General features: G+C 66.5%; 22 protein-coding genes. 12 read left to right on the top strand and 10 right to left on the bottom strand.

Translation table 11 applies throughout. The features are described from left to right. The first annotated feature begins 3 nt into the window (after positions 1 to 3). The gene (gene trxB, locus FIU89_RS03150) at positions 4 to 984 is read left to right on the top strand and encodes a thioredoxin-disulfide reductase (RefSeq protein WP_152491266.1); all 981 of its coding nucleotides are present in this window, start codon (positions 4 to 6) and stop codon (positions 982 to 984) included. A 234-nt stretch (positions 985 to 1218) separates the two neighbouring features. On the opposite strand, the gene FIU89_RS03145 is transcribed toward trxB, so the two are convergent. Continuing rightward, complete coding sequence (locus tag FIU89_RS03145) at positions 1219 to 1707, bottom strand: DUF6647 family protein (protein ID WP_152491265.1); 489 nt, start codon at positions 1705 to 1707, stop codon at positions 1219 to 1221. Positions 1708 to 1807: 100 nt separating this feature from the next. Here FIU89_RS03145 and FIU89_RS22900 point away from each other — a divergent pair, with 100 nt between their 5' ends. The 3 genes from FIU89_RS22900 (at position 1808) to FIU89_RS03135 (ending at position 4920) form a co-directional block, all read left to right on the top strand. Further along, entirely contained in the window at positions 1808 to 1954 is a 147-nt protein-coding gene (locus tag FIU89_RS22900) for a LysR family transcriptional regulator (protein ID WP_368373302.1), read from the top strand. A 36-nt stretch (positions 1955 to 1990) separates the two neighbouring features. After that, entirely contained in the window at positions 1991 to 2725 is a 735-nt protein-coding gene (locus FIU89_RS03140; RefSeq protein WP_254701778.1) for a LysR substrate-binding domain-containing protein, read from the top strand. A 119-nt stretch (positions 2726 to 2844) separates the two neighbouring features. Then, positions 2845 to 4920: a bifunctional sulfate adenylyltransferase/adenylylsulfate kinase gene (locus tag FIU89_RS03135; protein ID WP_152491264.1), complete on the top strand. Its 2076-nt coding sequence runs from the start codon at positions 2845 to 2847 to the stop codon at positions 4918 to 4920. Positions 4921 to 5645: 725 nt separating this feature from the next. On the opposite strand, the gene groL is transcribed toward FIU89_RS03135, so the two are convergent. Both groL and groES read right to left on the bottom strand, forming a co-directional pair. Further along, positions 5646 to 7292, bottom strand: a complete 1647-nt coding sequence (gene groL, locus FIU89_RS03130; protein WP_152491263.1) for a chaperonin GroEL — start codon at positions 7290 to 7292, stop codon at positions 5646 to 5648. Positions 7293 to 7350: 58 nt separating this feature from the next. Beyond that, positions 7351 to 7662, bottom strand: a complete 312-nt coding sequence (gene groES / locus FIU89_RS03125) for a co-chaperone GroES (protein ID WP_103763300.1) — start codon at positions 7660 to 7662, stop codon at positions 7351 to 7353. A 220-nt stretch (positions 7663 to 7882) separates the two neighbouring features. Between groES and FIU89_RS03120 the strand changes: the two genes are divergently transcribed. Continuing rightward, positions 7883 to 8899 carry a TraB/GumN family protein gene (locus FIU89_RS03120; RefSeq protein ID WP_172978012.1) on the top strand — a complete coding sequence of 339 codons (1017 nt, stop codon included), beginning with the start codon at positions 7883 to 7885 and terminating at the stop codon, positions 8897 to 8899. Between the two features lie 10 nt (positions 8900 to 8909). Here the strand turns inward: FIU89_RS03120 and FIU89_RS03115 are convergent, their stop codons facing one another. Then, on the bottom strand, positions 8910 to 9530 hold the full coding sequence (locus FIU89_RS03115; protein WP_152491261.1) for a hypothetical protein: 621 nt from the start codon (positions 9528 to 9530) through the stop codon (positions 8910 to 8912). A 140-nt stretch (positions 9531 to 9670) separates the two neighbouring features. Then, on the bottom strand, positions 9671 to 10162 hold the full coding sequence (locus FIU89_RS03110; protein WP_152491260.1) for a flavin reductase family protein: 492 nt from the start codon (positions 10160 to 10162) through the stop codon (positions 9671 to 9673). Positions 10163 to 10309: 147 nt separating this feature from the next. Between FIU89_RS03110 and FIU89_RS03105 the strand changes: the two genes are divergently transcribed. Next, positions 10310 to 11200, top strand: coding sequence for a glycosyltransferase family 10 (locus FIU89_RS03105; RefSeq protein WP_152491259.1), 891 nt, complete (start codon positions 10310 to 10312; stop codon positions 11198 to 11200). Here the strand turns inward: FIU89_RS03105 and FIU89_RS03100 are convergent. Both FIU89_RS03100 and meaB read right to left on the bottom strand, forming a co-directional pair. Beyond that, positions 11143 to 11844, bottom strand: a complete 702-nt coding sequence (locus tag FIU89_RS03100) for a hypothetical protein (protein ID WP_152491258.1) — start codon at positions 11842 to 11844, stop codon at positions 11143 to 11145. The two genes, FIU89_RS03105 and FIU89_RS03100, sit on opposite strands and share 58 nt — an antisense overlap. Positions 11845 to 12094: 250 nt before the next feature. Beyond that, positions 12095 to 13084, bottom strand: coding sequence for a methylmalonyl Co-A mutase-associated GTPase MeaB (gene meaB / locus FIU89_RS03095; RefSeq protein WP_152491257.1), 990 nt, complete (start codon positions 13082 to 13084; stop codon positions 12095 to 12097). 261 nt (positions 13085 to 13345) lie between these two features. On the opposite strand from meaB, the gene FIU89_RS03090 reads away from it, so the two are divergent. From FIU89_RS03090 to FIU89_RS03075, 4 genes are all read left to right on the top strand, one after another. Then, positions 13346 to 14068, top strand: coding sequence for a DUF3108 domain-containing protein (locus FIU89_RS03090; protein ID WP_172978011.1), 723 nt, complete (start codon positions 13346 to 13348; stop codon positions 14066 to 14068). A gap of 8 nt (positions 14069 to 14076) precedes the next feature. Continuing rightward, positions 14077 to 16521: an ATP-dependent helicase HrpB gene (gene hrpB, locus FIU89_RS03085; protein ID WP_152491255.1), complete on the top strand. Its 2445-nt coding sequence runs from the start codon at positions 14077 to 14079 to the stop codon at positions 16519 to 16521. A 90-nt stretch (positions 16522 to 16611) separates the two neighbouring features. Continuing rightward, positions 16612 to 17073, top strand: a complete 462-nt coding sequence (locus FIU89_RS03080) for an NUDIX hydrolase (protein WP_152491254.1) — start codon at positions 16612 to 16614, stop codon at positions 17071 to 17073. Positions 17074 to 17153: 80 nt separating this feature from the next. After that, positions 17154 to 18635, top strand: a complete 1482-nt coding sequence (locus FIU89_RS03075) for an inorganic phosphate transporter (protein ID WP_152491253.1) — start codon at positions 17154 to 17156, stop codon at positions 18633 to 18635. A gap of 84 nt (positions 18636 to 18719) precedes the next feature. Here the strand turns inward: FIU89_RS03075 and gndA are convergent, their stop codons facing one another. The 3 genes from gndA to FIU89_RS03060 form a co-directional block, all read right to left on the bottom strand. Beyond that, positions 18720 to 20126, bottom strand: coding sequence for an NADP-dependent phosphogluconate dehydrogenase (gndA, locus tag FIU89_RS03070; RefSeq protein ID WP_254701777.1), 1407 nt, complete (start codon positions 20124 to 20126; stop codon positions 18720 to 18722). A gap of 261 nt (positions 20127 to 20387) precedes the next feature. Beyond that, the gene (gene argF, locus FIU89_RS03065; RefSeq protein ID WP_152491251.1) at positions 20388 to 21314 is read right to left on the bottom strand and encodes an ornithine carbamoyltransferase; all 927 of its coding nucleotides are present in this window, start codon (positions 21312 to 21314) and stop codon (positions 20388 to 20390) included. A gap of 11 nt (positions 21315 to 21325) precedes the next feature. Then, entirely contained in the window at positions 21326 to 22513 is a 1188-nt protein-coding gene (locus FIU89_RS03060; RefSeq protein ID WP_152491250.1) for an aspartate aminotransferase family protein, read from the bottom strand. Positions 22514 to 22784: 271 nt separating this feature from the next. Here FIU89_RS03060 and FIU89_RS03055 point away from each other — a divergent pair, with 271 nt between their 5' ends. Beyond that, positions 22785 to 23690: a DMT family transporter gene (locus FIU89_RS03055; protein ID WP_152491249.1), complete on the top strand. Its 906-nt coding sequence runs from the start codon at positions 22785 to 22787 to the stop codon at positions 23688 to 23690. 62 nt (positions 23691 to 23752) lie between these two features. Continuing rightward, positions 23753 to 24922, top strand: coding sequence for a PLP-dependent aspartate aminotransferase family protein (locus FIU89_RS03050; RefSeq protein WP_152491248.1), 1170 nt, complete (start codon positions 23753 to 23755; stop codon positions 24920 to 24922). The last annotated feature ends 17 nt before the right edge of the window (positions 24923 to 24939 follow it).

The following is a 24939-nucleotide window of genomic DNA, read 5'->3' as shown; positions in this document are numbered from 1 at the left end:
GACATGGCCGAGACACGTCACACCAGGGTTTTGATCATCGGCTCGGGGCCCGCGGGCTACACCGCCGGCGTCTATGCCAGCCGCGCCATGCTGGAACCCATCCTCGTGCAGGGCATCGAGCCCGGCGGCCAACTGACCACCACCACCGAGGTCGAGAACTGGCCCGGCGACACCGAGGTCCAGGGCCCCGACCTGATGGTCCGCATGGAGGCCCACGCCAAGGCCATGGGCTGCGAGATCGTGGGCGACATCATCTCCTCGCTCGACGTCGACACACGCCCCTTCATCGCCAAGAGTGATTCAGGCACCACCTACACCGCCGACGCCGTCATCCTCGCCACCGGCGCCCGCGCCAAGTGGCTCGGCCTGCCCTCCGAGGACGCGTTCAAGGGCTTCGGCGTCTCCGCCTGCGCCACCTGCGACGGCTTCTTCTACCGCGGTGACGAGATCGTCGTCGTGGGCGGCGGCAACACCGCCGTCGAAGAGGCGCTCTTTCTCACCAACTTCGCCTCCAAGGTCACGCTCATCCACCGCCGCGACGAGCTGCGCGCCGAGAAGATCCTGCAGGACCGCCTGCTGAAACACCCCAAGATCGAGCCACTGTGGTTCCACGAGCTTGACGAGGTGCTGGGCGACGACACCCCCAAGGGCGTCACCGGCGTGCGCGTCAAGCATACGAAGACCGGCGAGACGCAGGAAATCCCCTGCAAGGGCGTCTTCATCGCCATCGGCCACGCCCCCGCCAGCGAACTGGTCAAGGGCAAGGTCGAGATGCATCACGGCGACTACGTCAAGGTCGAGCCCGGCTCCACCCGCACCTCGATCCCCGGCCTCTTCGCGGCAGGCGACCTCACCGACCATATCTACCGCCAGGCGGTAACCTCCGCCGGCATGGGCTGCATGGCCGCCCTCGACGCGGAAAAATTCATCGCCGAGCTGCCCGAAGACGCCCCCGCCCCCGAGGCCTACGTCCCGCAAGCCTGAGCCGCACGCCCCGCCTTCCTCTGGCCGAAAATATCCCGGGGGTTTGGGGGCTGGCCCCCAATCAATCCTGCGTTTGGGGCCTGGCCCCCAACCCACACCAATGCGCTACCGGCGCGATCCCATTCCAGCCGTCCCGGACCTGATCCGGGACCTCGTAGGGTGGGTGAAAACCCACGCTCACCCACCTCACTCGTGATGAATTTCCCGCGGCGTGCATCCAGACTCCAGCACCACCTAGTTCACGTCCGGCTCCAGCCCCTGCGCGTTCAGCCATGCCTGCTGCACCCGGCAGGCCGGCAATTCCTGCGCCCCCGGACAATACCAATGCCGCTGCCCCGCCTGCCGGTGATGCACCAGTTCGTGCGACAGAACACCCACGTCATAGGGATCCTTCGCGTTCCACGGCCGCACCAGCCAGATTGTCTCGCTGTCAGGATCATAAAGCCCCCGCGTGTGTGACGCGTCCGGCGCCGCCCGCATCGGCGCCAGCCACGCCACTTTGACCTCGGACGTCAGCCGAATTTCCGGCGCGTCCGAGCGACGCGGCAGATCGGTGTGCTCGTCCAGCCAGACCTCCATGTGCGCCACTAGCTCAGTCAGCGCCCTTGCCTCGACCCAGGCCAGAAGATCGGATGCCCAAGCGCCGCCGCCAAACACCATGAGAACAAGGCAGAAAAGACCACTACGCGCCGACCACAGGCCGGCTCGGGACAGGATGCACATGGCGACCTCCTGGGCAATTTGATTGATGTCCCGAAAATGCAAAGCTTCGACCGCGCCCCTGCGCAAAAGGCTATTTTTCATCTGCCAATGAAGGAAATTCATCCGCCATGGGACGGCACCTGCCCCCTTCGCCGCGGTCAAGGCGTTCGAGGCCGCCGCGCGCCACAAAAGCTTCAAGCACGCAGCCGAAGAGCTGTGCCTCTCGCCCTCTGCCGTCAGCCACCAGATTCGCGCACTGGAAGAGTAGCTCGACACCGCGCTGTTCGAACGCAGCGGCAACCGGATGGCCCTGACGCTGACCGGCCGCGCCCATGCAGGCAAGCTGATCGGCCTGCTGGACCTGCGCGACGACAGCACCCGTTCGGTGCGTGACGCGGGCGAAAGAAACCTGCGCGTGCTGTGCACTCCGGGCTTTGCCGCCCGCTGGCTGGTGCCACGCCGGCACTGGCTGGATTTCGGCGACCGGACCCGCTTGCGGGTCTCGACGGGCGCGCCCGACATCGATTCCTCGTCCAAAGACAGCGACGTCGTTATCCAGTGGCGCGACACGCACCACCCCGGCGTCCACACCGAGCCGCTGATGACCTCCAGCCGCTACCCGGTGAGCAACCCCGACCTGATGGACCGCGAAGATATCCGCAGCCCGCGCGACCTATTGCGCCAGCGGCTGATGTATGACGAAACCGACGATTCTTGGCAGGAATGGTTTGCCGCCGCCGGACTCGGCGCACCCGACCTGCCGCCCGGCCCGACCTCCCCCAATTGCGAACTGGCCACCACCGCCGCCGAACAGGGGCACGGCGTGGCCATGGCCTTCGACGCGATGGTGCACGGCACGCTGGCCTCGGGGCGTCTCGTGCGGCTTTTCGACACCGACACCATTCCCGGCGCGATCTACTCGGTCGCCTGCGCCAAGGCGCACGCCGACGATCCGATGATCCGATCCTTCCGCGACCGGCTACATGAAGAGGTTCGGCGATCCCAGGCCGCCACCGCGCCCATGTCCGCCGCGCAATAGCGTCGGCGCGCCTCGCTCACGGCATATCGGCAACAATCCCCGTGCCGCCCCGAAAGGGGGTTCACAAGGCAAGCCGCCTCCCATATGTGTTCACGCGTGAACACACTTCGAGTCGCCGCATGTCCGCCCCTGACGCCAAATCCAGCCTCCCCGACCGGGACCTCCTCTTCCGCCTCCTGCGGCAGCTGGACCGGTCGTCCGAGGCCTCCCAGCGCACGCTCGCGGCGGCGCTCGACGTGTCCCTCGGCCGCCTCAACACCCTGCTCCGGCAGGCGACCGAGGCCGGCTTCGTCAAGGTCGGCGACCGCTCCGGCCCCGACAAGCGCCAGCGTTTCGCCTACGCGCTCACCACCCGGGGAGCGGCGGAAATGCTGCGCCTCACCGATGATTTCCTCGCCCGGAAATTCGCCGAATACGACGCGCTTCATGCCGAACTGACCGGCACGCGAAGCGGGCTCGCCCCCCTCAACCAAAGGACCAGACTAGTGCAGAACAACCTCGCCCCCATCCCCGAACTCTACGTCTCCCACGAAAGCGCGCAGAAACTGAAGGTCGAAGCGGCCGATCTCGTCAGCTGGGATCTCACCCCGCGCCAGATCTGCGACCTGGAACTCCTGATGAACGGCGGCTTCAACCCGCTCAAGGGCTTCCTCGGCGAGGAAGACTACAATTCCGTGGTCGACACCATGCGCCTGGCCGACGGCACGCTCTCGCCCATGCCGATCACGCTCGACGTCTCCCAGGATTTCGCCGACAGCATCGAGCCCGGACAGGACATCGCCTTGCGCGACCAAGAAGGCGTGATCCTGGCCACCATGACCATCACCGACCGCTGGACCCCGAACAAGGCGCACGAGGCCGAAAAGGTCTTCGGCGCCGACGATTCCGCGCACCCGGCCGTCAACTACCTGCACAACACCGCCGGTCCGGTCTATCTCGGCGGTCCGGTCACCGGCATCCAGCAGCCCGTGCATTACGATTTCCGCGCCCGCCGCGACACCCCCAACGAACTGCGCGCCTTCTTCCGCAAGATGGGCTGGCGCAAGGTCGTCGCCTTCCAGACCCGCAACCCCCTGCACCGCGCGCACCAGGAACTGACCTTCCGCGCCGCGAAAGAGGCGCAGGCCAACCTGCTCATTCACCCCATCGTCGGCATGACCAAGCCGGGCGACGTCGATCACTTCACCCGCGTCCGCTGCTACGAGGCGGTGCTCGACAAGTACCCGGCCTCGACCACGAACATGTCGCTCCTGAACCTCGCCATGCGCATGGCCGGCCCGCGCGAGGCCGTGTGGCACGGCCTGATCCGCAAGAACCACGGCTGCACGCACTTCATCGTCGGCCGCGACCACGCCGGTCCGGGCAAGAACTCGGCGGGCGAGGATTTCTATGGCCCCTATGACGCCCAGGACCTCTTCCGCGAGCATCAGGACGAGATCGGCATCGAAATGGTCGACTTCAAGCACATGGTCTACGTGCAGGAACGCGCCCAGTACGAGCCGATGGACGAGATCGAGGACCGCGACAACGTCACCATCCTCAACATCTCGGGCACCGAGCTGCGCCGCCGCCTTCAGGAAGGTCTGGAAATCCCCGAATGGTTCTCCTTCCCCGAAGTGGTCAAGGAACTGCGCCGCACCCGTCCGCCGCGGGCCAAGCAGGGCTTCACCGTGTTCTTCACCGGCTTCTCCGGCTCGGGCAAGTCCACCATCGCCAACGCCCTGATGGTCAAGCTGATGGAAATGGGCGGCCGCCCGGTGACGCTGCTCGACGGCGATATCGTCCGCAAGAACCTCAGCTCGGAACTCGGCTTCTCGAAAGAGCACCGGGATCTCAACATCCGCCGTATCGGTTACGTGGCCAGCGAGATCACCAAGAACGGCGGCATCGCCATCTGCGCACCCATCGCGCCCTATGCCACCACCCGCCGCGCCGTGCGTGAAGACGTCGAAAGCTTCGGCGCCTTCGTCGAGATCCACGTCGCCACCTCGATCGAGGAATGCGAACGCCGCGACCGCAAGGGCCTCTACAAGCTCGCGCGCGAAGGCAAGATCAAGGAGTTCACGGGCATCTCCGATCCCTACGACGTGCCGGAAAATCCTGAACTGCGCGTCGAGACCGAGAATGTCGATGTCGACAACTGCGCCCACCAGGTCGTGCTGAAACTCGAACAGATGGGCCTGATCGCCGGCTGATCCGGCGACGCTCCAAGATTGTGGGCCGCTCCCGTCCGGGGGCGGCCTTTTTTCATGTCACGGGGCAACTTGCGGCCGAAACCCTCGAAATTTTCCGTGCCGGAGGTCTGCAATGCGGACGGAGCCGCCGTTCACGACGGAGGACATCGTCAGTGCCTGGGATGGCGATCCGAATGATGGTTGCGCCCAACCTCAGCCAAATCGCCAGCCCAAGGGAGGGGCTGGCGATAGCCGGGCCGCTGCGCGGCGGTTAACCGGCTGGGGGCTCGATGCCAGTGTCTTGCAACGGGCTCGATCCCGACAGTCGTTGCAGGCGGCACGAATGTCGGCTTTGCGGACATAGAAGACATTTGATCTACAGCCTTGGCGCTGACTCAGGCCGCAGGCCCCGCGCCATCGCCGGGCCGCCCCCACGGCCCGGCGATTGGGTGACGTTCAGCGCTTCGCTCAATCCTGTTTCGGATCTGGCCTGGATCAAGCGCTGCCGACCCACCGTCGGATCGCCGCGCCGCGGCCCGTCAATGGCGCTCGGAGCTATAGATCACACGTCTCTGCAATGGGCGCGAAGCAGCCGAAGCACTCCCTGCCCTTGAGCACTCGCTTCCCCATCAAACGAAAAGGGCCGCCCCCGACGGGACGGCCCTCGTTTTTCGCGGCACCCTGTCGACATCCGATCGTGTCGGACGCCAACCGGGCGACGGTTTTCGCCGAGGCGAAAACCTTGCTTACATCATGCCGCCCATGCCGCCCATGTCGGGCATGCCGCCGCCGCCGGCGCCAGCGCCTTCTTTCTGCGGCTTGTCGGCAACCATGGCCTCGGTCGTGATCAGCAGACCGGCGATCGAGGAGGCGTCTTCCAGCGCGGTACGCACGACTTTCGCCGGGTCGATCACGCCGAACTTGAACATGTCGCCATATTCCTCGGTCTGCGCGTTGAAGCCGAACTTCAGGTCGTCCGATTCACGGATCTTGCCTGCCACGACGGAACCGTCGACGCCTGCGTTCTCCGCGATCTGACGCAGCGGTGCTTCCAGCGCCTTGCGAACGATGGCGATGCCGTTGTTCTGGTCGCTGTTGGCACCCTCGACGCCGTCCAGCGCCTTCGCACCCTGGACAAGCGCGACACCGCCGCCCACGACGATACCTTCCTGAACGGCCGCGCGGGTCGCGTTAAGCGCGTCATCGACACGGTCCTTGCGCTCTTTCACTTCGACCTCGGTCATGCCGCCCACGCGGATGACGGCAACGCCACCTGCGAGTTTCGCAACACGCTCTTGCAGCTTCTCGCGGTCGTAGTCGCTGGTGGTTTCCTCGATCTGCGTGCGGATCTGGCTGACCCGTGCTTCGATCTCGGCTTTCTCACCAGCACCATCGACGATGGTGGTCTCGTCCTTGGTGATCGACACCTTCTTGGCCTGGCCAAGCATGTCCATCGTGACGTTGTCCAGCTTCATGCCCAGATCTTCGGAAATCACCTGGCCGCCGGTCAGGATCGCGATGTCCTGCAGCATGGCCTTGCGACGGTCACCAAAGCCCGGCGCCTTGACAGCGGCAATCTTCAGGCCACCGCGCAGCTTGTTGACCACGAGGGTCGCCAGCGCTTCGCCTTCGACGTCTTCGGCGATGATCAGCAGCGGTTTCTGCGACTGGATGACTTGCTCCAGCAGCGGCACCATCGGCTGCAGCGACGAGAGTTTCTTCTCGTGCAGCAGGATCATGCAGTCTTCCAGCTCGGTGGTCATCTTGTCGGCGTTGGTCACGAAGTAGGGGCTCAGGTAGCCACGGTCGAACTGCATGCCCTCGACGACGTCGGTCTCGGTGACGAGGCCCTTGTTTTCCTCGACGGTGATGACGCCTTCGTTGCCGACCTTCTGCATCGCATCCGCGATCATCTGGCCGATCTCGGCTTCGCCGTTGGCCGACACGGTGCCGACCTGGGCCACTTCGGCAGAATCGTTGACTTCGCGGGCGGCCGCTTTGATCGCTTCGACGACTTTGCTCGTCGCAAGGTCGATGCCGCGCTTTAGGTCCATCGGGTTCATGCCCGCGGCCACGGCCTTCATGCCTTCCTTGACGATGGCTTGAGCCAGAACGGTCGCGGTGGTGGTGCCGTCACCGGCCTCGTCATTGGTGCGGCTGGCGACTTCTTTCACCATTTGCGCGCCCATGTTCTCGAACTTGTCTTCCAGTTCGATTTCCTTGGCAACCGACACACCGTCCTTGGTGATGCGCGGCGCGCCAAAGGATTTGTCCAGAACCACGTTACGGCCTTTGGGGCCAAGGGTCACCTTGACCGCATCGGCCAGAACGTTGACGCCGCGCAGCATCTTGTTGCGGGCATCGGTATCGAATTTCACGTCTTTTGCAGACATATTAAGTCGCTCCTGATGTCTTTGGTTGATGTTCAGCTTAGGATACGATCCGTGGCGTTCAGGCGGCTTGCGCGGCCTTCGCGTCGGTCGTCACACCCAGGATGTCGCTCTCTTTCATGATCAGCAGCTCTTCGCCGTCGATCGTGATTTCCGTGCCCGACCATTTGCCGAACAGGATGCGATCGCCGACGGAAACGGCCATCTCGATCAGCTCGCCATTATCCTTGCGGGCGCCATCGCCAACAGCAACGACTTCACCTTCGCTGGGTTTTTCCTTGGCACTGTCGGGGATAATCAGCCCACCAGCGGTTTTTTCTTCGCTCTCAACGCGGCGTACAAGCACGCGGTCATGCAGCGGTTTGAATGCCATAGCTTTTGCTCCTTGGCTATCAAGTTTCCCTCAAGCCTCCCTGCGAAGGCCGTTATCACTCACCGTAGTCGAGTGCTAACGGCGCATAGCTAAGGAGCGATCACGAAGCTGTCAATATGTGTCTGAGATAATTTTGCGTGGTCCTGGGCGGGCCCTTGTTGCGCGCATCGCCCTGCCCCTCTACATCTTGTTTAAAGCACGTAAAACAAGGGGTCAGATGATGAAAACTTTCCGCACCGCGCTGCTGGCCCCGTTGTGCCTGGCCCTCGGCCTCACCCTGCCCGCGACCGCGCAAGAAACCCAAGGCACCAATTGCGGCGGCGCCGACCTGATCGACGCGCTGGACCCCGGCACGCGGAAAAAGCTAGAGCGCGAAGCCGCCGCGATGCCCCATTCCGAGGGGATCCATTGGCAGGCCACGCGCGGCGACACGGTGATCGACATTTTCGGCACCTATCACTTCGAACACCGCCTGACCGACGCGCATCTTCAGCGGCTGGAGCCGATGATCACCGCGGCGGACAAGATTTACCTTGAAGTGTCCACCAAGGATCAGACCGCAATGCAGCGGGCGATGGCCGAAAACCCGTCGCTCATGTTCATCACCGAAGGCCCCACACTGCCCGACCTTCTGGGCGAAGAGGACTGGCAGCGGTATCGCGATGAAATGCAGGCCCGGATGATCCCTGGCTTCATGGCCGCCAAGTTCAAGCCGCTCTGGGCCGGGATGATGCTGGGCATCGGCCCCTGCGAGGCACAGGCCGGCGCGTTCGAGGCCAAGGGTATCGACATGCTGGTGGGCGAACGCGCCGAGGAGGCCGGCACCCCCAGCCGCTCGCTGGAGGATTTCGAGGACCTGCTGACCCTGCTGGACAGCTTTCCGATGGACGACCAGATCGAGATGATCCGCATGTCCCTGGCCTGGCCCGGCGACATGAACGACCTGTCCTACACCATCCGCGAACGCTACCTCAGCGAAGAGATCGCCCTGACGCTGGCCTTCTCGCGCTACGTCTCCGAGGAATTCGGCGGCGAGGCCGGCGCCGAAGGGTTCGCCATGGTCGAAGACCTGCTTCTGGAAAAACGCAACCAGAGCTGGATCGAACGGCTGGACGCGCAGGTGACGCCCGGGGATCACGTGCTGATCGCGGTGGGCGCGGGGCACCTGCCGGGCGACGTCGGCATCCTCAGGCTGCTGGAACAGGCGGGCTATACCGTGTCGCGCGTCCCGCTCTAGCGGCCGCGGCTCAGCCGGCGAGCGCCCGCGCGGAGGTCCGCGCCCCGGCCAGGCGCAACGTCGCCGCGCGCTCGGGGCGGACGGAACCGCGTTGCAATACCGCGCACAGCTGGGCGTGAACGTCCTCGACCTCGCTCAGATCCCCCGACAGCGCGATGGCCGGCGCGTCCTGTCCGGCCACCCGCACCAGCAACGTGGCAATGCCACAAGGCTGGATCGAGCGGCGCAGAAAGACGCTTTCGATCATGCCAAGGTCGATCTCGTGGTTCACCCGCGCCTGTTCGTGAATGTTGATCTTGGTCAGGGTCAGGGTGCCCGCCTCCACGTCCAGCGTGATGCGACGACGGAACCCGCGCGTGCCGAACGCGAAAACCCCCAGCCCCGCCGCAGCCAGAACCGAGGCCATCAGCCCGAACGACGCCAGCCGCCCGGTCGTCGGATCGACCGGCAGGAAAAACCACATCGCGATCGAGCTCATGGTCATCACGATCCCGGCGACGCGCAACGCCATTTCCGTCACGGCCTCCAGCTTGAACCGCTGCAACCGTTCGCCGGCGACAAGCCCGCGCATCGTCGCCTGCATGTCGATCGTACTGCTGCCGACCTTCCTGCCCGCCTCAAGATAGCTCATCTCGCCCTTCCTTCGCCCGTCGTTTAACGCAGCGTTAAGCGCGAATCGGGGCGAGATTGCGGCGGACCGAAAGCGTGATTGCGCGGAAATCAGGGAAATCGCGAGATGGTTGCAGACGCGCCGCGCGGCGCCGGCCCGGATCAGACCTGCGCCTTGGGACGCACGATATGAAAACTGCCGCTCATATAGGTCAGCGGCCGTTCCCCGGCATCGGAAATGCCCGTGACATCGCCAATGCAGATGGCGTGGCTGCCATGGACATGGCGATGCGTCAGGCTGCACGAAAACGCCGTCGCACGGGGCAGGAGCGGGCCGTATTCCGTGTCGACGACCTCGACGCCCTCGAAACGGTCGGGGCTGTCGGCATCGAACATACCGGCAAAGCGGCGGGCCAGGTGGTCGGCATCCTCGGGCAGGATGTTGACGCAGAACGTGCCGTTGGCATCCACCGCCAGCGCGATGCTGCTGTCGGCCTTCAGGCACACCAGCACCGACGGCGGGTCGGCCGACAGCGACGTGAACGCACTGACCGTGGCCCCCGCCTTGCCGGCGGGACCATCCGTCGTGACAACGGTCACCGTCGCGGCCACCTGCCGCATGGCCCCGATGAATGCGTCGCGCGCCTCTGTCATCCTGCTGCCTTCTTGACCCGAACCCGTCTCTCTCCGGGTGGGGCATAAGCTGGCATCCCGGGCCGGGATGTCAATGGCGCACGGCCCCGAACCGAATGCGAACGCGCCGGATTGCGCGGCCCGGGGTTTGACCGTATCAGGGCCGCCATGACAGATGTTTCACCCGCCATCGCCGTGATGCCCTATGACGTCCGCCCGGGGCTGCGCCCGGGCCGGGTGCCGCTGGACCGGCTGGTCTGGCCCCTGGGGCGTCCCGACCGGCTCGGCGGCAGCGACAAGACGCTGCGGGATCTCGACCGCACCGACCACCTCATCGTCAACACCTCCAGCCTGCTCTATCGCCGGCCCTGGCTGGGCACACCGGCCAGGGTCTCGGTCATGGTGCTGGAGCCCGAGGCGATCCACGGCGACCACATGCGCAAGCTGCGCCACCAGTATGCCCGCTTCCACAAGGTGCTGTGTTCCAATCCCGGCCTGCTGGAGGCGATCCCCAACGGCGTGCTCTTTCCCCTGGGCACCACGTGGGTGGGCGACTGGACCCGGCTCGACCTGACCAAGACCAGGGCCTGCAGCCTCATCGCCTCGGCCAAGCGTTCCCAGGAAGGTCACGCGCTGCGTCATGCCATGGCCGATCATGTCAGGGCGGGCGGTCTGGACGTCGACGTGATGGGCGGCGGCTACCAGCCCTTCCAGCACAAGGCCGACGGCCTCGCGCCCTACCGCTTTTCGCTGGTGATCGAGAACGTGCGCGAAGCGAACTACTTCACCGAAAAGCTGATCGACGCGCTGCTCTGCAAATGCGTGCCGATCTACTGGGGCTGTCCCAACATCGCCGATTTCATCGACCCCGGCGGCATGATCGTCTGTCAGACCGAGACCGAGATGAAAGAGGCCCTGCGCGACCTCTCCGAAGCCCGCTATGCCGCGCTCCTGCCCGCGCTGGAGGCGGCGATTCCCCAGGCCGTATTCTATGCCGACCTCTACGAGCGCGCCGCCCGCGCCGTGCTGGCGGACGAGGCCTCCGGCCAGATACCATAGCGGGCATGCACCAGCGCCGCACAGGCGCGGTTGACCGCATCACGCGGCGTTCTGTCCTGCAGCGCGTGCGCATCGTCGAAGGCCGGGCACAACCGCCGGCGGGCCTCGGGCCGCGCCCGGATCGGGATGCCCTGCCGCGCCAGCTGACCCGACAGCCAGATGTCGTCGGCCAGGGTGGCCTCGGGCGGCGGCTCCACCTCCGGCCCCGCCAGCCATTCGGGACGGATGCACACCCCCGCGAAGCCCTGCGCGATGTCGGCACCGGCGCCCGCCCGCCCCAGACGCGCGATGTCCCACGCCTGCCCGGTCGTGGCCACGTCCTCGGCGTCGGTCAGCAGCTGCGCGGCCCAATCGGACACCGGCAGCCAGTCGTCGTCGCAATAGATCAGCCGCATGTCCCGCCCCGCCAGTACCCGCGCGGCAGGCAGTGCCTTCATCGCCGGCCCATGATCCGCGCCGCCGCGCAACAGCGTCACGCCCGCGGGCAGGGCCGGCAGCGTCACCGGACCGGGAAACCGGGCATAGCGCTCGGGCAGGCTCAGAAAGACATGCTCCGGCGCGGGGCGCTGCGCCAGAAGCGCGTCCAGCACCGGCCCGAGGCGGGCAAGGCGCGGCGGGATCGAGGTCAGCGAGATGGCATACATCGGGCAGGCTTTCCGGCAAGATCTGCGCCCGCAGCTTGACGTCGGTCTCGCGCGCTTTCAAGACGCGGCGTGCCGCGCCGGAGATCCCGGATCAGGTCCGGGATGGGCGCCCACCGCCGCCAGGACGATGCAAGACCGCGCGCCCCCGGTCCGGCCCCGTTAACGTTTGAATGCGCGGCGAACCGCACCGTCGCAATACCACCCGGATACCGACGCGATACCGACGTGCCAAACCGGGCCGCCGCCCCGATTAACCCTCCTGCGCACCGCGCAGACGGTCCAGCACCCGCTGCGCCGCCACGCTGGGCACCGTGCGCCCTTCGGCCACGTCCTCGGCGCCCTCTTCCATCAGAGCCCGCGCCTCAGGTGTCTCCAGCTGCGCCATCAGTCCGCGCTTCACTTCCTCGCCGAACCAATAGCGCGCCTGCGCCTCGCGCCTTGCGTCGAAATGCCCGTTCTCGCGCCGCCAGTCGACCAGCGCGTTCATCTCGTCCCAGGCCGCTTTCAACCCCTCGTCCTGCAACGCCGACACCATCATCGCCTTCGGGAAACCCTCCGGGTCCTGCGGCCGCTTGCGCAGCAGGCGCAGCGCGCCCGAATAGTCGCTGCAGGTCCGGGTCGCCGCCGATTTCAGATCGCCATCGGCCTTGTTTACAAGGATCAGGTCGGCAATCTCCATGATCCCGCGCTTCACGCCCTGCAACTCGTCCCCGCCCGCCGGGGCCAGCAGCAACAGGAACAGATCGCACATCTCCGACACCACTGTCTCGGACTGGCCCACGCCCACGGTTTCGATCAGCACCACGTCGAACCCCGCCGCCTCGCACAGCGTCACCGCCTCGCGCGTGCGCCGCGCCACGCCGCCCAGATGCGTCTGGCTGGGCGACGGGCGGATGAACGCCCCGGGCTCGCGGCTCAGCCGCTCCATCCGCGTCTTGTCACCCAAAATCGACCCGCCCGACCGCGCCGAGCTGGGATCTACCGCCAGCACCGCCACGCGCAGTCCCATGCCGGTCAGCATCATGCCAAACGCTTCGATGAACGTACTTTTTCCGACACCCGGCGTGCCCGACAACCCGACCCGGATCGCCTGCTTGCCATGCCCCGCGACCCTGTCCAGCAGGGCCTGCGCCGCCTCGCGGTGATCGGCCCGCCCGCTTTCCACCAGCGTGATCGACCGCGCCAGGGCCCGGCGCTCCTGCGCCAGCAGTTGATCGGCAAGCTTATCCGTGTCGGTCATGGCGCGTCGTCTCCTCCGGTCCGGTGCGCGGCGTGGCGCGGCCGTGTCAGGGCCTTCCGACTTGTGCCCCAGCCACCCGGGAAATGTCCAGCAACCGCGGCCCCACCCGCCGCCGCAAGGCGGGTTTACGAAATCGTAACAGGTTGCGCCGACACTCCCGGACAGACCCGGTGTCAGATGCCGGGATGAAATCCGGATCGACTGTGCTAGGGTCCATCTTGCGCCATGTCCCATCGCGGACGCCATGCAAGAGGCCCCAACGTGACAGTCAAGACCCGGTTGACCCATTTCGCCCTCGCGGCGCTCTTTACGACCCTCGGCGCGGCGCCTTCGCTGGCCGACAGTATGCAGGCGCGCTACGACGTGCGCATGATCGGCGCCAAGGTCGGCGAAATGGCCATGGCCAGCACCGAGACGGCCAGCGGCTACAGTGTCCGCGCCCGGTTCGCCACCACGGGCACGCTGTCCGCGCTCAAGCAGGCCAGCTTCGACCTCGCCGCGCAGGGCGGCAAATCCGGGGAACGGTTCGTTCCCGCCAGCTATTCCGAGGTCACCTCCGAGGGCAGCCGCTCCACCAACCTCAAGATCTCCTTTTCCGGCGGTGTCGCCACCCGCGTCACCGGCGATACCGGCAGCAGCGCACCCGCCGTCAACCCGCGCAGCCTGCCCGGCGCCTACGATCCGCTGACGGCCCTTTACGCCGCCCTGCGCGATCAGGCCCCGAACCAGCTTTGTTCCCTGAATGCAGACGTTTACGACGGCCATCGCCACGCCCGCCTCAGCCTGACCAGCCGCGCCGCGCTCGAAGGCGGGCGGGTCCAGTGCTCGGGCCAGTACCGCCGCATCGCCGGCTATTCCGAGCGTGAACTGCGCCACCGCACCGCGCCCGTCACGGTGATCTACGCCCCGCAGGGAAACACCATGCGCGCCGAAACCGTCGTCGTGCGCACCCGTTATGGCAAAGTGTCGATGCATCGCCGATAAGGCGGGCCATGACCCGTGACAGGCTTCCCATAGACGACGCGATTCCGGCGCTGCTGACAGCGCTCCGGGACCACGGCCGCGCCGTATTGCAGGCCCCGCCCGGTGCCGGCAAGACCACCGTCGTGCCCCTTGAAATGCTGATCGCAAACCTCACCAAGGGCCGCATCGTCATGCTGGAACCACGCCGCCTCGCCGCCCGCGCCGCAGCAGAGCGCATGGCCTCGACCCTGGGCGAAAAGACAGGCGAAACAGTCGGCTACCGCGTGCGCGGCGACGCCAGGGTCTCGGGCGACACCAGGATCGAGGTCGTCACCGAGGGTATCCTCACCCGCCGCATCCAGTCCGACCCCGAACTCGACGGCATCGGCGCGGTGATCTTCGACGAATTCCACGAACGCTCCCTGAACGCAGACCTCGGCCTCGCCCTCTGCCTCGAAGTGGCGGGCGCCCTGCGCGACGACCTGATGCTTCTGGCCATGTCCGCCACGCTCGACGCCGCCCCGGTGGCCGAGCTTATGCAGGCCCCCATCGTCACGTCCGAAGGCCGTAGCTTTCCGGTCGAGACCCGCCACCTCGACGCGCCAACGCCTAAGAAATCAAGGTGGGACACGGCCTTTGCCGAACTTGTGACGAAAGCCGTGTCCGAGACCACGGGCGGCGTTCTCGTCTTCCTCCCCGGCGAAGGCGAGATCCGCCGGACCGAAGCACTCCTGAAAGACCGCCTTCCGCCCGACTGTCACATCCGCCCCCTCTTCGGTGCGATGGACTTCGCCGCCCAACGCGCCGCCATCGCCCCTGTAAGCGAAGGCCGCAAGGTGGTCCTCGCGACCTCCATCGCCGAAACTTCGCTGACCATCGAGGATATCCGCGTGGTCGTCGACGGCGGCAAGTCCCGCCGCGCCCGGTTCGACCCCGGCTCCGGCATGTCGCGGCTGGTGACCGAACCCGTCACCCGCGCCGAGGCCACGCAACGCGCAGGCCGCGCGGGCCGTGTCGCGGAAGGCACCTGCTACCGGCTCTGGACCAAGGGCGAGGAGGGCGCCCTGCCCGCCTATCCCCCGGCAGAGATCGAGGCGACGGACCTTGCCGGCCTCGCCCTCGAACTCGCGCTCTGGGGCGCTGCGCCTGACGACCTGCCCTTCCTGACCCCGCCCAATCCCGGCAGCTATGCCGAGGCGCAGGCGCTGCTACAGATGCTTGGCGCGCTCGATGCCTCGAACCATATCACCGAGCATGGCAAGGCGCTGGCCAGGCTCCCCCTGCATCCCCGCCTCGCCCACATGCTGGGCACCGCCGGACCGGACGCGGCCCTGCTTGCCGCCCTGCTGGCCGACCGCGATCCGCTGCCGCGCGGCGCGCCCGTCGACCTCGCCCTGCGCATGGCCGCCCTGCGCGCCCCCAAGGCGCGCCACCCGCATCCGGCCAACCAAGGCGCGGTGATGCGCATCCGGGCCGAGGCCAAGCGCCTGGCCTCACAGGCAAAATCGACGCAAGCGAGCGGACTGTCCGACGCCGAATGCGCCGCCCTCGCCTATCCTGATCGCATCGGCCTGCGCCGCAAGGGTGACGCGCCGCGCTTCGTGCTGTCGGGTGGAAAGGGCGCGCTCTTGCCCGACGAGGATCCGCTGGCCAGTCAACGCCTGCTGGTCGCCACCGACCTCGACGGCAACCCGCGCGAGGCCCGCATCCGGCAGGCCATCGCCCTGTCCGAGGCCGAACTCCGCGCGCTTTTCGCCGACCAGATCGCTTGGCACGACGTTTGCCACTGGGACCGCCGCGAGCGCCGCGTCATCGCCCGCAAACAGGAACGCTTTGGCTCACTCATCCTCGACGACCGCATGTGGAAGGATGCCCCCGACGACGCCGTGGCCCTTGCCATGCTGGACGGTATCCGCGACCTCGGCCTCAGCTGGTCCGACCCCGCCCGCCGCTTCGCCGCCCGCGTCGCCCTTCTGCGCGAGGCGGGCGAGGACCTGCCCGACATGTCCGACGCCGCCCTGCTGGACACGCTTGAGTCCTGGCTCCTGCCCTATATCACCGGCCTCAAGACCGCCGCCGACTGGAAGCGCTTCGACATGCTGGACGCCCTGCGCGCGCGCCTGACCTATAACCAGATGCAACGTCTTGATGCCGCCGCCCCGGCCCATTTCACCACGCCTCTGGGGCGGCGCATCCCCATCGACTATTCCGGCGACCATCCCGAGATTTCCCTGCGCCTGCAGGAAATGTTCGGCCAGACGACCCATCCCACGGTGGGCCGCACGCCCCTGCGCGTCACGCTCCTGTCCCCCGCGGGCCGCCCGGTGCAGACGACGCTCGACATTCCCGGCTTCTGGGACAGCTCCTATGCCGACGTGCGCAAGGAAATGCGCGGGCGGTATCCCAGGCATCCCTGGCCCGAAAACCCGCGCGAGGCCGACCCGACCCTGCGCGCCAAACGCCGCAACTCCTGACCAATTCAGCAAAATTGAACGCAAAATTTGATTTTTGGCGCAAGAAACGTATATACAATAGTGAAAGACTTTTTTAAGACGAGCAGCACAATGACAAATACGATGAAGCGGGCCTGGGCCGAGTTCGTCCAGCCGATATTACGCAGACCACCCGAAATGCAGGTGGCCGCACTTTGTTACCGAGTGACCCCGAAGGCGGAAAAGCAGGTCCTGCTCATCACCAGCCGCGGCACGGGCCGCTGGATCGTGCCCAAGGGCTGGCCGATGGACGGCAAGAAGGCCGCCGAAGCCGCGCTTCAGGAAGCCTGGGAAGAGGCCGGCGTCACTGACTGCGCCGCAATCGAGGGCCATGTCGGCAGCTACGCCTACGACAAGCATCTCGACCATGGCTACGATGCCCCGGTCGAGGTCGAGGTGTTCAAGGTCCGCGTCAAGCAACTCGCCGACATCTACCCCGAACATGATCAGCGCACCCGCCGCTGGGTCAGCCCCGCGGATGCGGCTGAAATGGTACAGGAACCGGGCCTCAAGACCATTTTGCTGGAAATGTAACAGTTTTGTGACGGCGCGGCATTGAACCGCCGCGCCGGACCGGCTAGCGCTCGGCCCCGAACCGGACCGGGAGGGGACCGTTGGCCGAGAACCCGCAGAACAACCAGTGGAAGACGCTCGACAAGGATCTCGGGCGCATCTCGCAGATCGAGTATGCGACGGCCTATGTCTCGCGTCCGCTGGTCTCGCTTGGCGTCGCGCTGGCCTTCATGGTCATCGCCGGTCTTGGCGCGGCGCTTTTCTTCGGCGCCTTTCCCAGCAACACGGTGGTCATTGCCGCGGCAATCTTCGGTGCCTACATGGCGCTCAACATCGGCGCCAACGACGTGGCGAACAACATGGGCCCGGCGGTGGGCGCCAACGCGCTCACCATGGGCGGGGCCATCGTCATCGCCGCGATCTGCGAAAGCGCGGGCGCGCTCCTGGCCGGGGGCGACGTGGTGTCGACCATCTCCAAGGGCATCATCGACCCCGGCGGCATGCAGGACACCCAGACCTTCATCTGGGCGATGATGGCCGCGCTGGTCTCGGCCGCGCTCTGGGTCAACCTCGCCACCAAGGTCGGCGCGCCGGTCTCGACCACCCATTCCGTCGTCGGTGGCGTCATGGGCGCGGGCATCGCCGCCGCGGGCCTTGCCACCGTGAACTGGCCCACCATGGGCGCCATCGCAGCCAGCTGGGTGATCTCGCCGGTCCTGGGCGGCGTCATCGCTGCCGCCTGCCTCGCCCTGATCAAGACCCGCATCTCCTACCGCGAAGACAAGATCGCCGCCGCCCGCCGCTGGGTGCCCATTCTCGTTGGCCTGATGGCCGGGACCTTCGCCACCTACCTCGCCATGAAAGGCCTCAAGCGGATCGTCAGGATCGACATCGGCACGGCCCTGCTGATCGGCGCCGCGACCGGGGCCGTGATCTATGCCGTGACCATCCCCCTGATCCGGCGCCAGTCCGAGGGCATGGAAAACCGCCGCCGCTCGCTCAAGGCGCTGTTCGGACTGCCGCTCATCATCTCGGCGGCGCTGCTGTCCTTCGCCCACGGCGCGAACGACGTCGCCAACGCCGTGGGCCCCCTGGCCGCCATCGTCTACGCCTCCGAAGCCGGTGGCTTTGCCGGCGAGGTGGCGATCCCGCTCTGGGTCATGATCATCGGCGCCTTCGGCATCTCCTTCGGCCTGTTCCTCTTTGGCCCCAAGCTCATCCGCATGGTCGGCAGCCAGATCACCAAGCTCGACCCGATGCGCGCCTATTGCGTCGCCCTGTCGGCGGCGATCACCGTCATCGTGGCCAGCTGGCTGGGCCTGCCTGTCAGCTCCACGCATATCGCGGTGGGCGGGGTCTTCGGCGTCGGGTTCTTCCGTGAATGGTACATGGAACGCCGCCTTCGGAAAGGCCTGACCACCGGCGGCACGGGCAAGCGCCTCGCCCCCGAAGAACGCCGCCGCCGCAAGCTGGTGCGCCGCAGCCATTTCATGACCATCGTCGCCGCCTGGGTCATCACCGTGCCCGCCGCGGCGCTGATGTCGGCATTCATCTTCTACGTGCTGAACAGCCTGACGGGCTGATCCTCAGCCCCGGCGCCCGCGCCGGTCTTGCAAGGGGCCTCGACCGTGCCATCGCTCAAGACGCTTGCCCTTCGGGCGCAAGGCTCACTCCCACCACGGCCCGTGAAACTTGCCTTCCTGCCCCAACCGGGCGAAGCCGTGATAGCCGAAGAAATCCCGCTGTGCCTGGATGATGTTGGCGGTGCCATAGCCCTGGCGCATACTGTCGTACCATTGCAGCGCCGCCGACAGCGCCGGGATCGCGTGGCCACCCACCACAGCCTCCGCCACCACCTTTCGCAGCGCCGGCACCGTGCGTTTCAGGATCTCCGCGAAGCGCGGCGACAGGAACAACTGCCCGTGCGGCAAATCCTCGCGGAACGCCGCGGCGATATCGTCCAGCAGAACTGACCGGATAATGCATCCGGCGCGCCAGACCTCGGCAATCCGCGCATGGTCCAGCTGCCACTCATACTCCTGCGATGCCGCCTCCAGCACGCGAAACCCCTGCGCATAGCACAGAACCCGGGCCGCCATGAAAGCCTCCTTCAGGGTCTCCTCGTCGAGGGACAGCAGGCCGCGCTCACCGCCCAGCAAGTCCTGCGCCTTGATGCGCGTGTCCTTCTCCGACGACCACGCGCGCGCGCCCACCGCCGCCTCGATCATGGTCGCGGCCTGGCCCATGCGCACCGCCTCCACCACGGTCCAGCGCCCGGTGCCTTTCTGCCCCGCCGCATCCTTGATCACGTCCACCACCGGATGCCCGGTCGCCGGGTCGGTATAGGCCAAAAGCTCGCCGGTGATCTCCACCAGGTAGGATTTCAGCGGACCCTCGTTCCAACTCGAAAACAGCGCCCCGATCTGCGCCGGCGGCCAGACGCAGCCGTTGTGCAACAGGCCATAGATCTCGGCGATCACCTGCATGTCGGCATACTCGATGCCGTTATGCACGGTCTTGACGAAATGCCCCGCCCCGTCGGGGCCAAGATGATCGACGCACGGGTCACCTTCATACCGCGCCGCGATTGCCCGCAACACGTCGCGCAACTGATCCCAGCTGTGCTCGCTGCCTCCCACCATCATCGACGGCCCGTGCCGCGCGCCCTGCTCGCCGCCCGACACACCCATGCCGACGAAATGCAGGCCTTTCCCGGCCAGCGCCTTCGCGCGCCGCCGGGTGTCGTGGAAATCGGCATTGCCGCCGTCGATGATCGTGTCGCCTTCCTCCAGCAGGGGCGCCACCTCCTCGATCATCGCATCCATCGGCTTGCCCGACGGGATCATGAACAGCATCACCCGCGGCGTCTTCAGCCCGGCCACGAAATCGCGCAAATCGTCATGCGGATGCAGGCGCTCGGCCAGCGGCCCGGCCTCCTGGACAAATGCACCGATCCAGTCCGCCTCGCGGTTGGTCACCGCAACATCAAAGCCCTTCTCGGCCATGTTCAGCGCCAGGGCGCTGCCCATCGTGCCAAGCCCGTATACGCCGATCTGTGCGGTGCCGCCTGTCATGTCCGCTCCCATGCTTCCCGGCCAGCGTAGACCGCCCCGCGCCGGATGCCAAGAAACCCGGTCGCGCGCCCGGCGGCCTTTCCCGCGCCTCGCCCTTTTTCTTGGCAGAAATACTCTCGCCGAAGGCAGGCCGGGCCTCCGCCACGCCACCCGGACCGCGCCGTGACGCGTCGCACCCGCCATCCCGCGCCCGAGGAGGCGCCCGCAAGGGCAACGACGAGACCAGCCAGCGCGCGGGAACCGCGCTCTTTCAGGTCAGGCTCAGACGCCCAGACACCAGCGCATGATCGCCTTCTGCGCGTGCAGCCGGTTCTCGGCCTCGTCGAACACCACCGAATGCGGGCCGTCCATCACCGGGCTCGTCACCTCTTCCTCGCGATGCGCGGGCAGGCAATGCATGAACAGCGCGTCGTCCTTGGCGTGCTTCATCAGCTCGGCGTTCACCTGGAAGGGGCGCAGCATGTTGTGGCGCCGCTCCTTGCTCGACTGGCTGTCATGCATACTGACCCAGGTGTCGGTCACCACAAGGTCTGCGCCCTCCACCGCCTTCGCCGCGTCGCGCTCGATGGTGATCGTGCTGCCCGCCTTGCGTGCCAGCCCGACGAATTCCTCCTCGGGGTCCAGCTGCGACGGCCCGGTGAATGTCATGTCGAACCCGAACTGCCCCGCCGCGTGCAGGAAGGACGAACAGACATTGTTGCCATCCCCGGCCCAGACCACCTTCTTGCCCCGGATCGGCCCGCGATGCTCTTCATAGGTCATCACGTCCGCCATGATCTGGCAGGGATGCGTGCGGTCGGTCAGCCCGTTGATCACCGGCACGTCGGCATAATCCGCCATCTCCTGCAACACGCTTTCATCGAAGGTCCGGATCATGATCAGGTCGACATAGCGGCTCATCACCCGCGCGGTGTCGGCGATGGTCTCGCCGTGGCCCAACTGCATGTCCGCGCCCGACAGCACCATCGTCTCGCCGCCCATCTGGCGCACGCCCACGTCGAAACTGGTGCGCGTCCGCGTCGACGGCTTCTCGAAGATCAGCGCGACCATCCGGCCCGCCAGCGGCTGCTCGTCATCAGCCGCACCACGCGGACGGCCCTCGCGCGCTGTCTTCATGTGCCGCGCCCCGTCGATGATGTCGCGCAATTCGCCCGCGTCGGTCGTGTGAATATCCAGAAAATGCTGCATCGTCCCGCTCCTCACGCCTCGGCCAGCGCCGTCTTGACGGCGGTCGCCGCCTTGTCCATCCGGGCCACCGCCTCGCCGATCTCGTCGTCCGTGATGATCAGCGGCGGCAACAGGCGCACCACGTTCTCCGCCGCGGGGACCACCGCAACTTCTGCCTCATAGCCCGCGGCCACCACGTCGGTATTGGTCGCCACGCATTCCAGCCCCAGCATCAGGCCCGATCCGCGAACGCCTTTGAAGACGTCCGGGTGCGCCGCCACCAGCCCTTCCAGCTTTTGCCGGAACAGGCCCGCCTTGCGGTTGACCTCGGCCAGGAAACCGGCATCGGCCACGATATCCATCACCGCGCAGCCCACGGCACAGCCCAGCGGGTTGCCGCCATAGGTCGACCCATGCGTGCCCGCCGTCATACCGCGCGCCGCCTCTTCAGTGGCCAACACCGCGCCCAGCGGAAAGCCCCCGCCGATGCCCTTCGCCACCATCATGATGTCGGGCGTGATCCCCGCCCATTCATGCGCAAAGAGCTTGCCGGTCCGGCCCACGCCGCACTGCACCTCGTCGAAAATCAAAAGGATGCCCTTCTCGTCGCACAGATCGCGCAGCCCCTTCAGGCACTGGTCCGGCACCGGCTTGATCCCGCCCTCGCCCAGCACCGGCTCCAGCAGGATCGCCGCGGTGTTCTCGTCAATCGCGGCGTGCAGCGCATCGTGATCGCCGAACGGCACATGCTTGAACCCCGGCAACAGCGGCCCGAACCCCTTGGTCATCTTCTCCGACCCGGCGGCGGCAATCCCGGCGCTCGACCGGCCGTGAAACGACCCCTGGAAGGCGATGATGTCGGTACGGTCGGGCTGACCCGCGTCAAAGAAATACTTGCGGCACATCTTCACCGCTAACTCGCACGCCTCAGTGCCCGAATTGCAGAAGAAGGCCGTGTCGGCGAAGGTCTCGGCCACCAGCTTGTCGGCCAGCTCCTGCTGCTTGGGGATCTGGTAGAGGTTCGAGGTATGCCAAAGCGCCCCCGCCTGCTCGGTCAGGGCCGCCACCAGCGAAGGGTGCGCATGGCCCAGCGCATTCACCGCGATGCCCGCGCCAAGGTCCAGGAAGCGTCGACCATCCGCCTCGATCAGCCAGGCGCCCTCGCCTTTGACAAAGCTGAGCGGTGCACGATTATACGTCGGCAGAACGGAGGGGATCATCAGTGGTATCCTCAAACATGGAAGCCCTTTGAGTGCCGTATGGCAGGGCGTTCGTCAATGGTGGAAGAAGGTGGTGCGCTTGGGCACCGGGGGGATCGAACAGGCGAACGGGACGTCAGGCCCAGGCGCGGCGGCGTCGGCTCAGGCAATATGTGCGGGGTTCGATCATGGGCGCTGACATAGCCGGTTCCGCGCCCCGCGCAAAGCGTTTTCTTGGCGCGCCTCGATATGGCGCTTGAGTTTCCCATTGCCGCCTGCCACGTCAGTCAGCATGACCCCGCCCATCCAGAACCCCGGCGCCGCCGCGCTCCTGACCCTTGCTGCCGCCGCCTTCATCGCCGGCTGCACGCTTCTGGCCAAGGCGCTGGGCACCGACGCGCTCGGCCCCGCGCTGCATCCGTTGCAGATCAGCCAGGGCCGGTTCGTCTTCGCGCTCATCACCATATCGACCTTCGCCGCCGCCACGCGGTTCCGCGTCGTCCGCCCCGCGCTGCATCTGCACCTTCTGCGCTCGGGCCTCGGCTGGGGCGGCGTCACCCTGATGTTCGCCGCCGCCGCGTTCATTCCTCTGTCCGACGCCACCGCGATCACCTTCTTGAACCCGGTCTTTGGCATGATGCTGGCGATTCCCATACTTGGCGAAAAGGTCGGTCCCGTCCGCTGGACCGCCGCCGCCATCGCCCTTCTGGGCGCGCTCATCCTGACCCGCCCCGGCGGCGGCAGCATCGAACCCGGCGCGCTCCTGGCCCTCGCTGCCGCCGCCTGCTTCGGCATGGAACTCATCGCGATCAAGTTTCTTTCGGGCCGCGAACGCCCGCTTCAGATCCTGCTGATCAACAACCTCTTCGGCAGCCTCATCGCCAGTGCGGCGGCCTATTTCGTCTGGACCGCGCCCACCCCGGCACAGTGGGCCGCGCTTGCCGGGATCGGCCTGCTGATGGCCACCGCGCAAGCCTGCTTCGTCAACGCGCTGGCCCGCGCCGATGCCAGCTTCGTGGCCCCCTTCTTCTATGCCACGCTGGTTTTCGCCGCGCTCTACGATGCCGCCGTGTTCTCGGTCCGGCCCGACGCGATATCCATTCTCGGCGCCGTGACAGTTCTCTCCGGCGCTGCCTTGCTCGCGTGGCGAGAGGCGCGGCTCAAATCTCCCACGGTCCCACCCGCGCGCCCGCTCTGACCCGGCTTGCCATCGCGAACCAAATGCCTACCGTCTGCGCCAACGCTGAAAGGAATTGCCCGATGGCCCACCGCCCCAACCGCCCGCTCTCGCCTGCCACCAAACTGGCCCAGGCCCTGCGTTGTCTCGATCCCGCCACCGGCGCCATCGTGCCGCAAATCCAGCCCTCGGCCACCTACGCGCGGGATGAAAACTACGCACTGCGCCAAAACTACATGTACCGGCGCGACAGCAACGTCACCACCGAACAGGCCGAGGCGATCATCGCCGACCTCGAAGGCGCCGCCGAGAGCCTGCTCTTCTCGTCGGGCATGGGCGCGGCAACGGCGGTGATCGAACACCTGCCCGCCGACGCCCATGTGGTGGTGCCCGAGGTGATGTATCATGGCGTCCTCGCGCAGTTCAAAACCTACGAGGCCAAGAACCGCCTGCGGGTCAGCACCTACCCCGCCGGCGATCTCGACGCGATGAAGGCCGCAACGGTCAAGGGCGACACCGCGCTGGTCTGGGTCGAGACCCCCAACAACCCCAACTGGGACACGACCGACATCGCCGCCGCCGCCAAGATCGCCCATGCCGCCGGGGCGAAACTGGTCACCGACTGCACCGGCACGCCTCCCTGCGCCACCCGCGCGTTGGAGCTTGGCGCGGATATCTCCTTTCACTCCGCCACCAAGTATCTCAACGGCCATTCCGACGTGACCGCGGGCGTGCTCTCGGTCCGCGAAACCGGGACGTACTGGGACGAGATCTTCCACGTCCGCATGATCCAGGGCACCGTGCTGCACTCTTTCGATGCTTTCCTGCTCATTCGCGGGATGCGCACGCTGATGCTGCGCTATGAGCGCGCGACCCAGAATGCCCTGGCCGTCGCCCAACATTTCGAAGGGCATCCGGGCATCGAGAAGGTGATGTATCCCGGCCTGCCCTCGCATCCCGATCACGAGATCGCCAAGCGCCAGACCGGCGGTCTTTATGGCGGGATGCTCTCGATCCTCGTCAAGGGCACCGAGCAGACCGCCATCGACGTCAGCCGCTATTGCGAGGTCTTCTATCCCGCCACGTCGCTGGGCGGCGTCGAAAGCCTGATCGAACACCGCAAGACCGTCTCGGGCGAGGGCTTCCCCGTGCATCCCCGCCTCTTGCGCCTGTCCATCGGGATCGAGGATGCGGACGACCTCATCGCCGATCTCGAACAGGCGCTGGAGCGCGCCGGGGCGGCGGCGCCGTAACGTCACCCTTGATCGTG

Origin of the sequence: Roseovarius sp. THAF27, from assembly GCF_009363655.1 — a bacterium.
Taxonomy (GTDB): Bacteria; Pseudomonadota; Alphaproteobacteria; order Rhodobacterales; family Rhodobacteraceae; genus Roseovarius.
The sequence above is the reverse complement of the archived record's forward strand: the minus strand, read 5'-3'. Positions and strand labels throughout refer to the sequence as shown.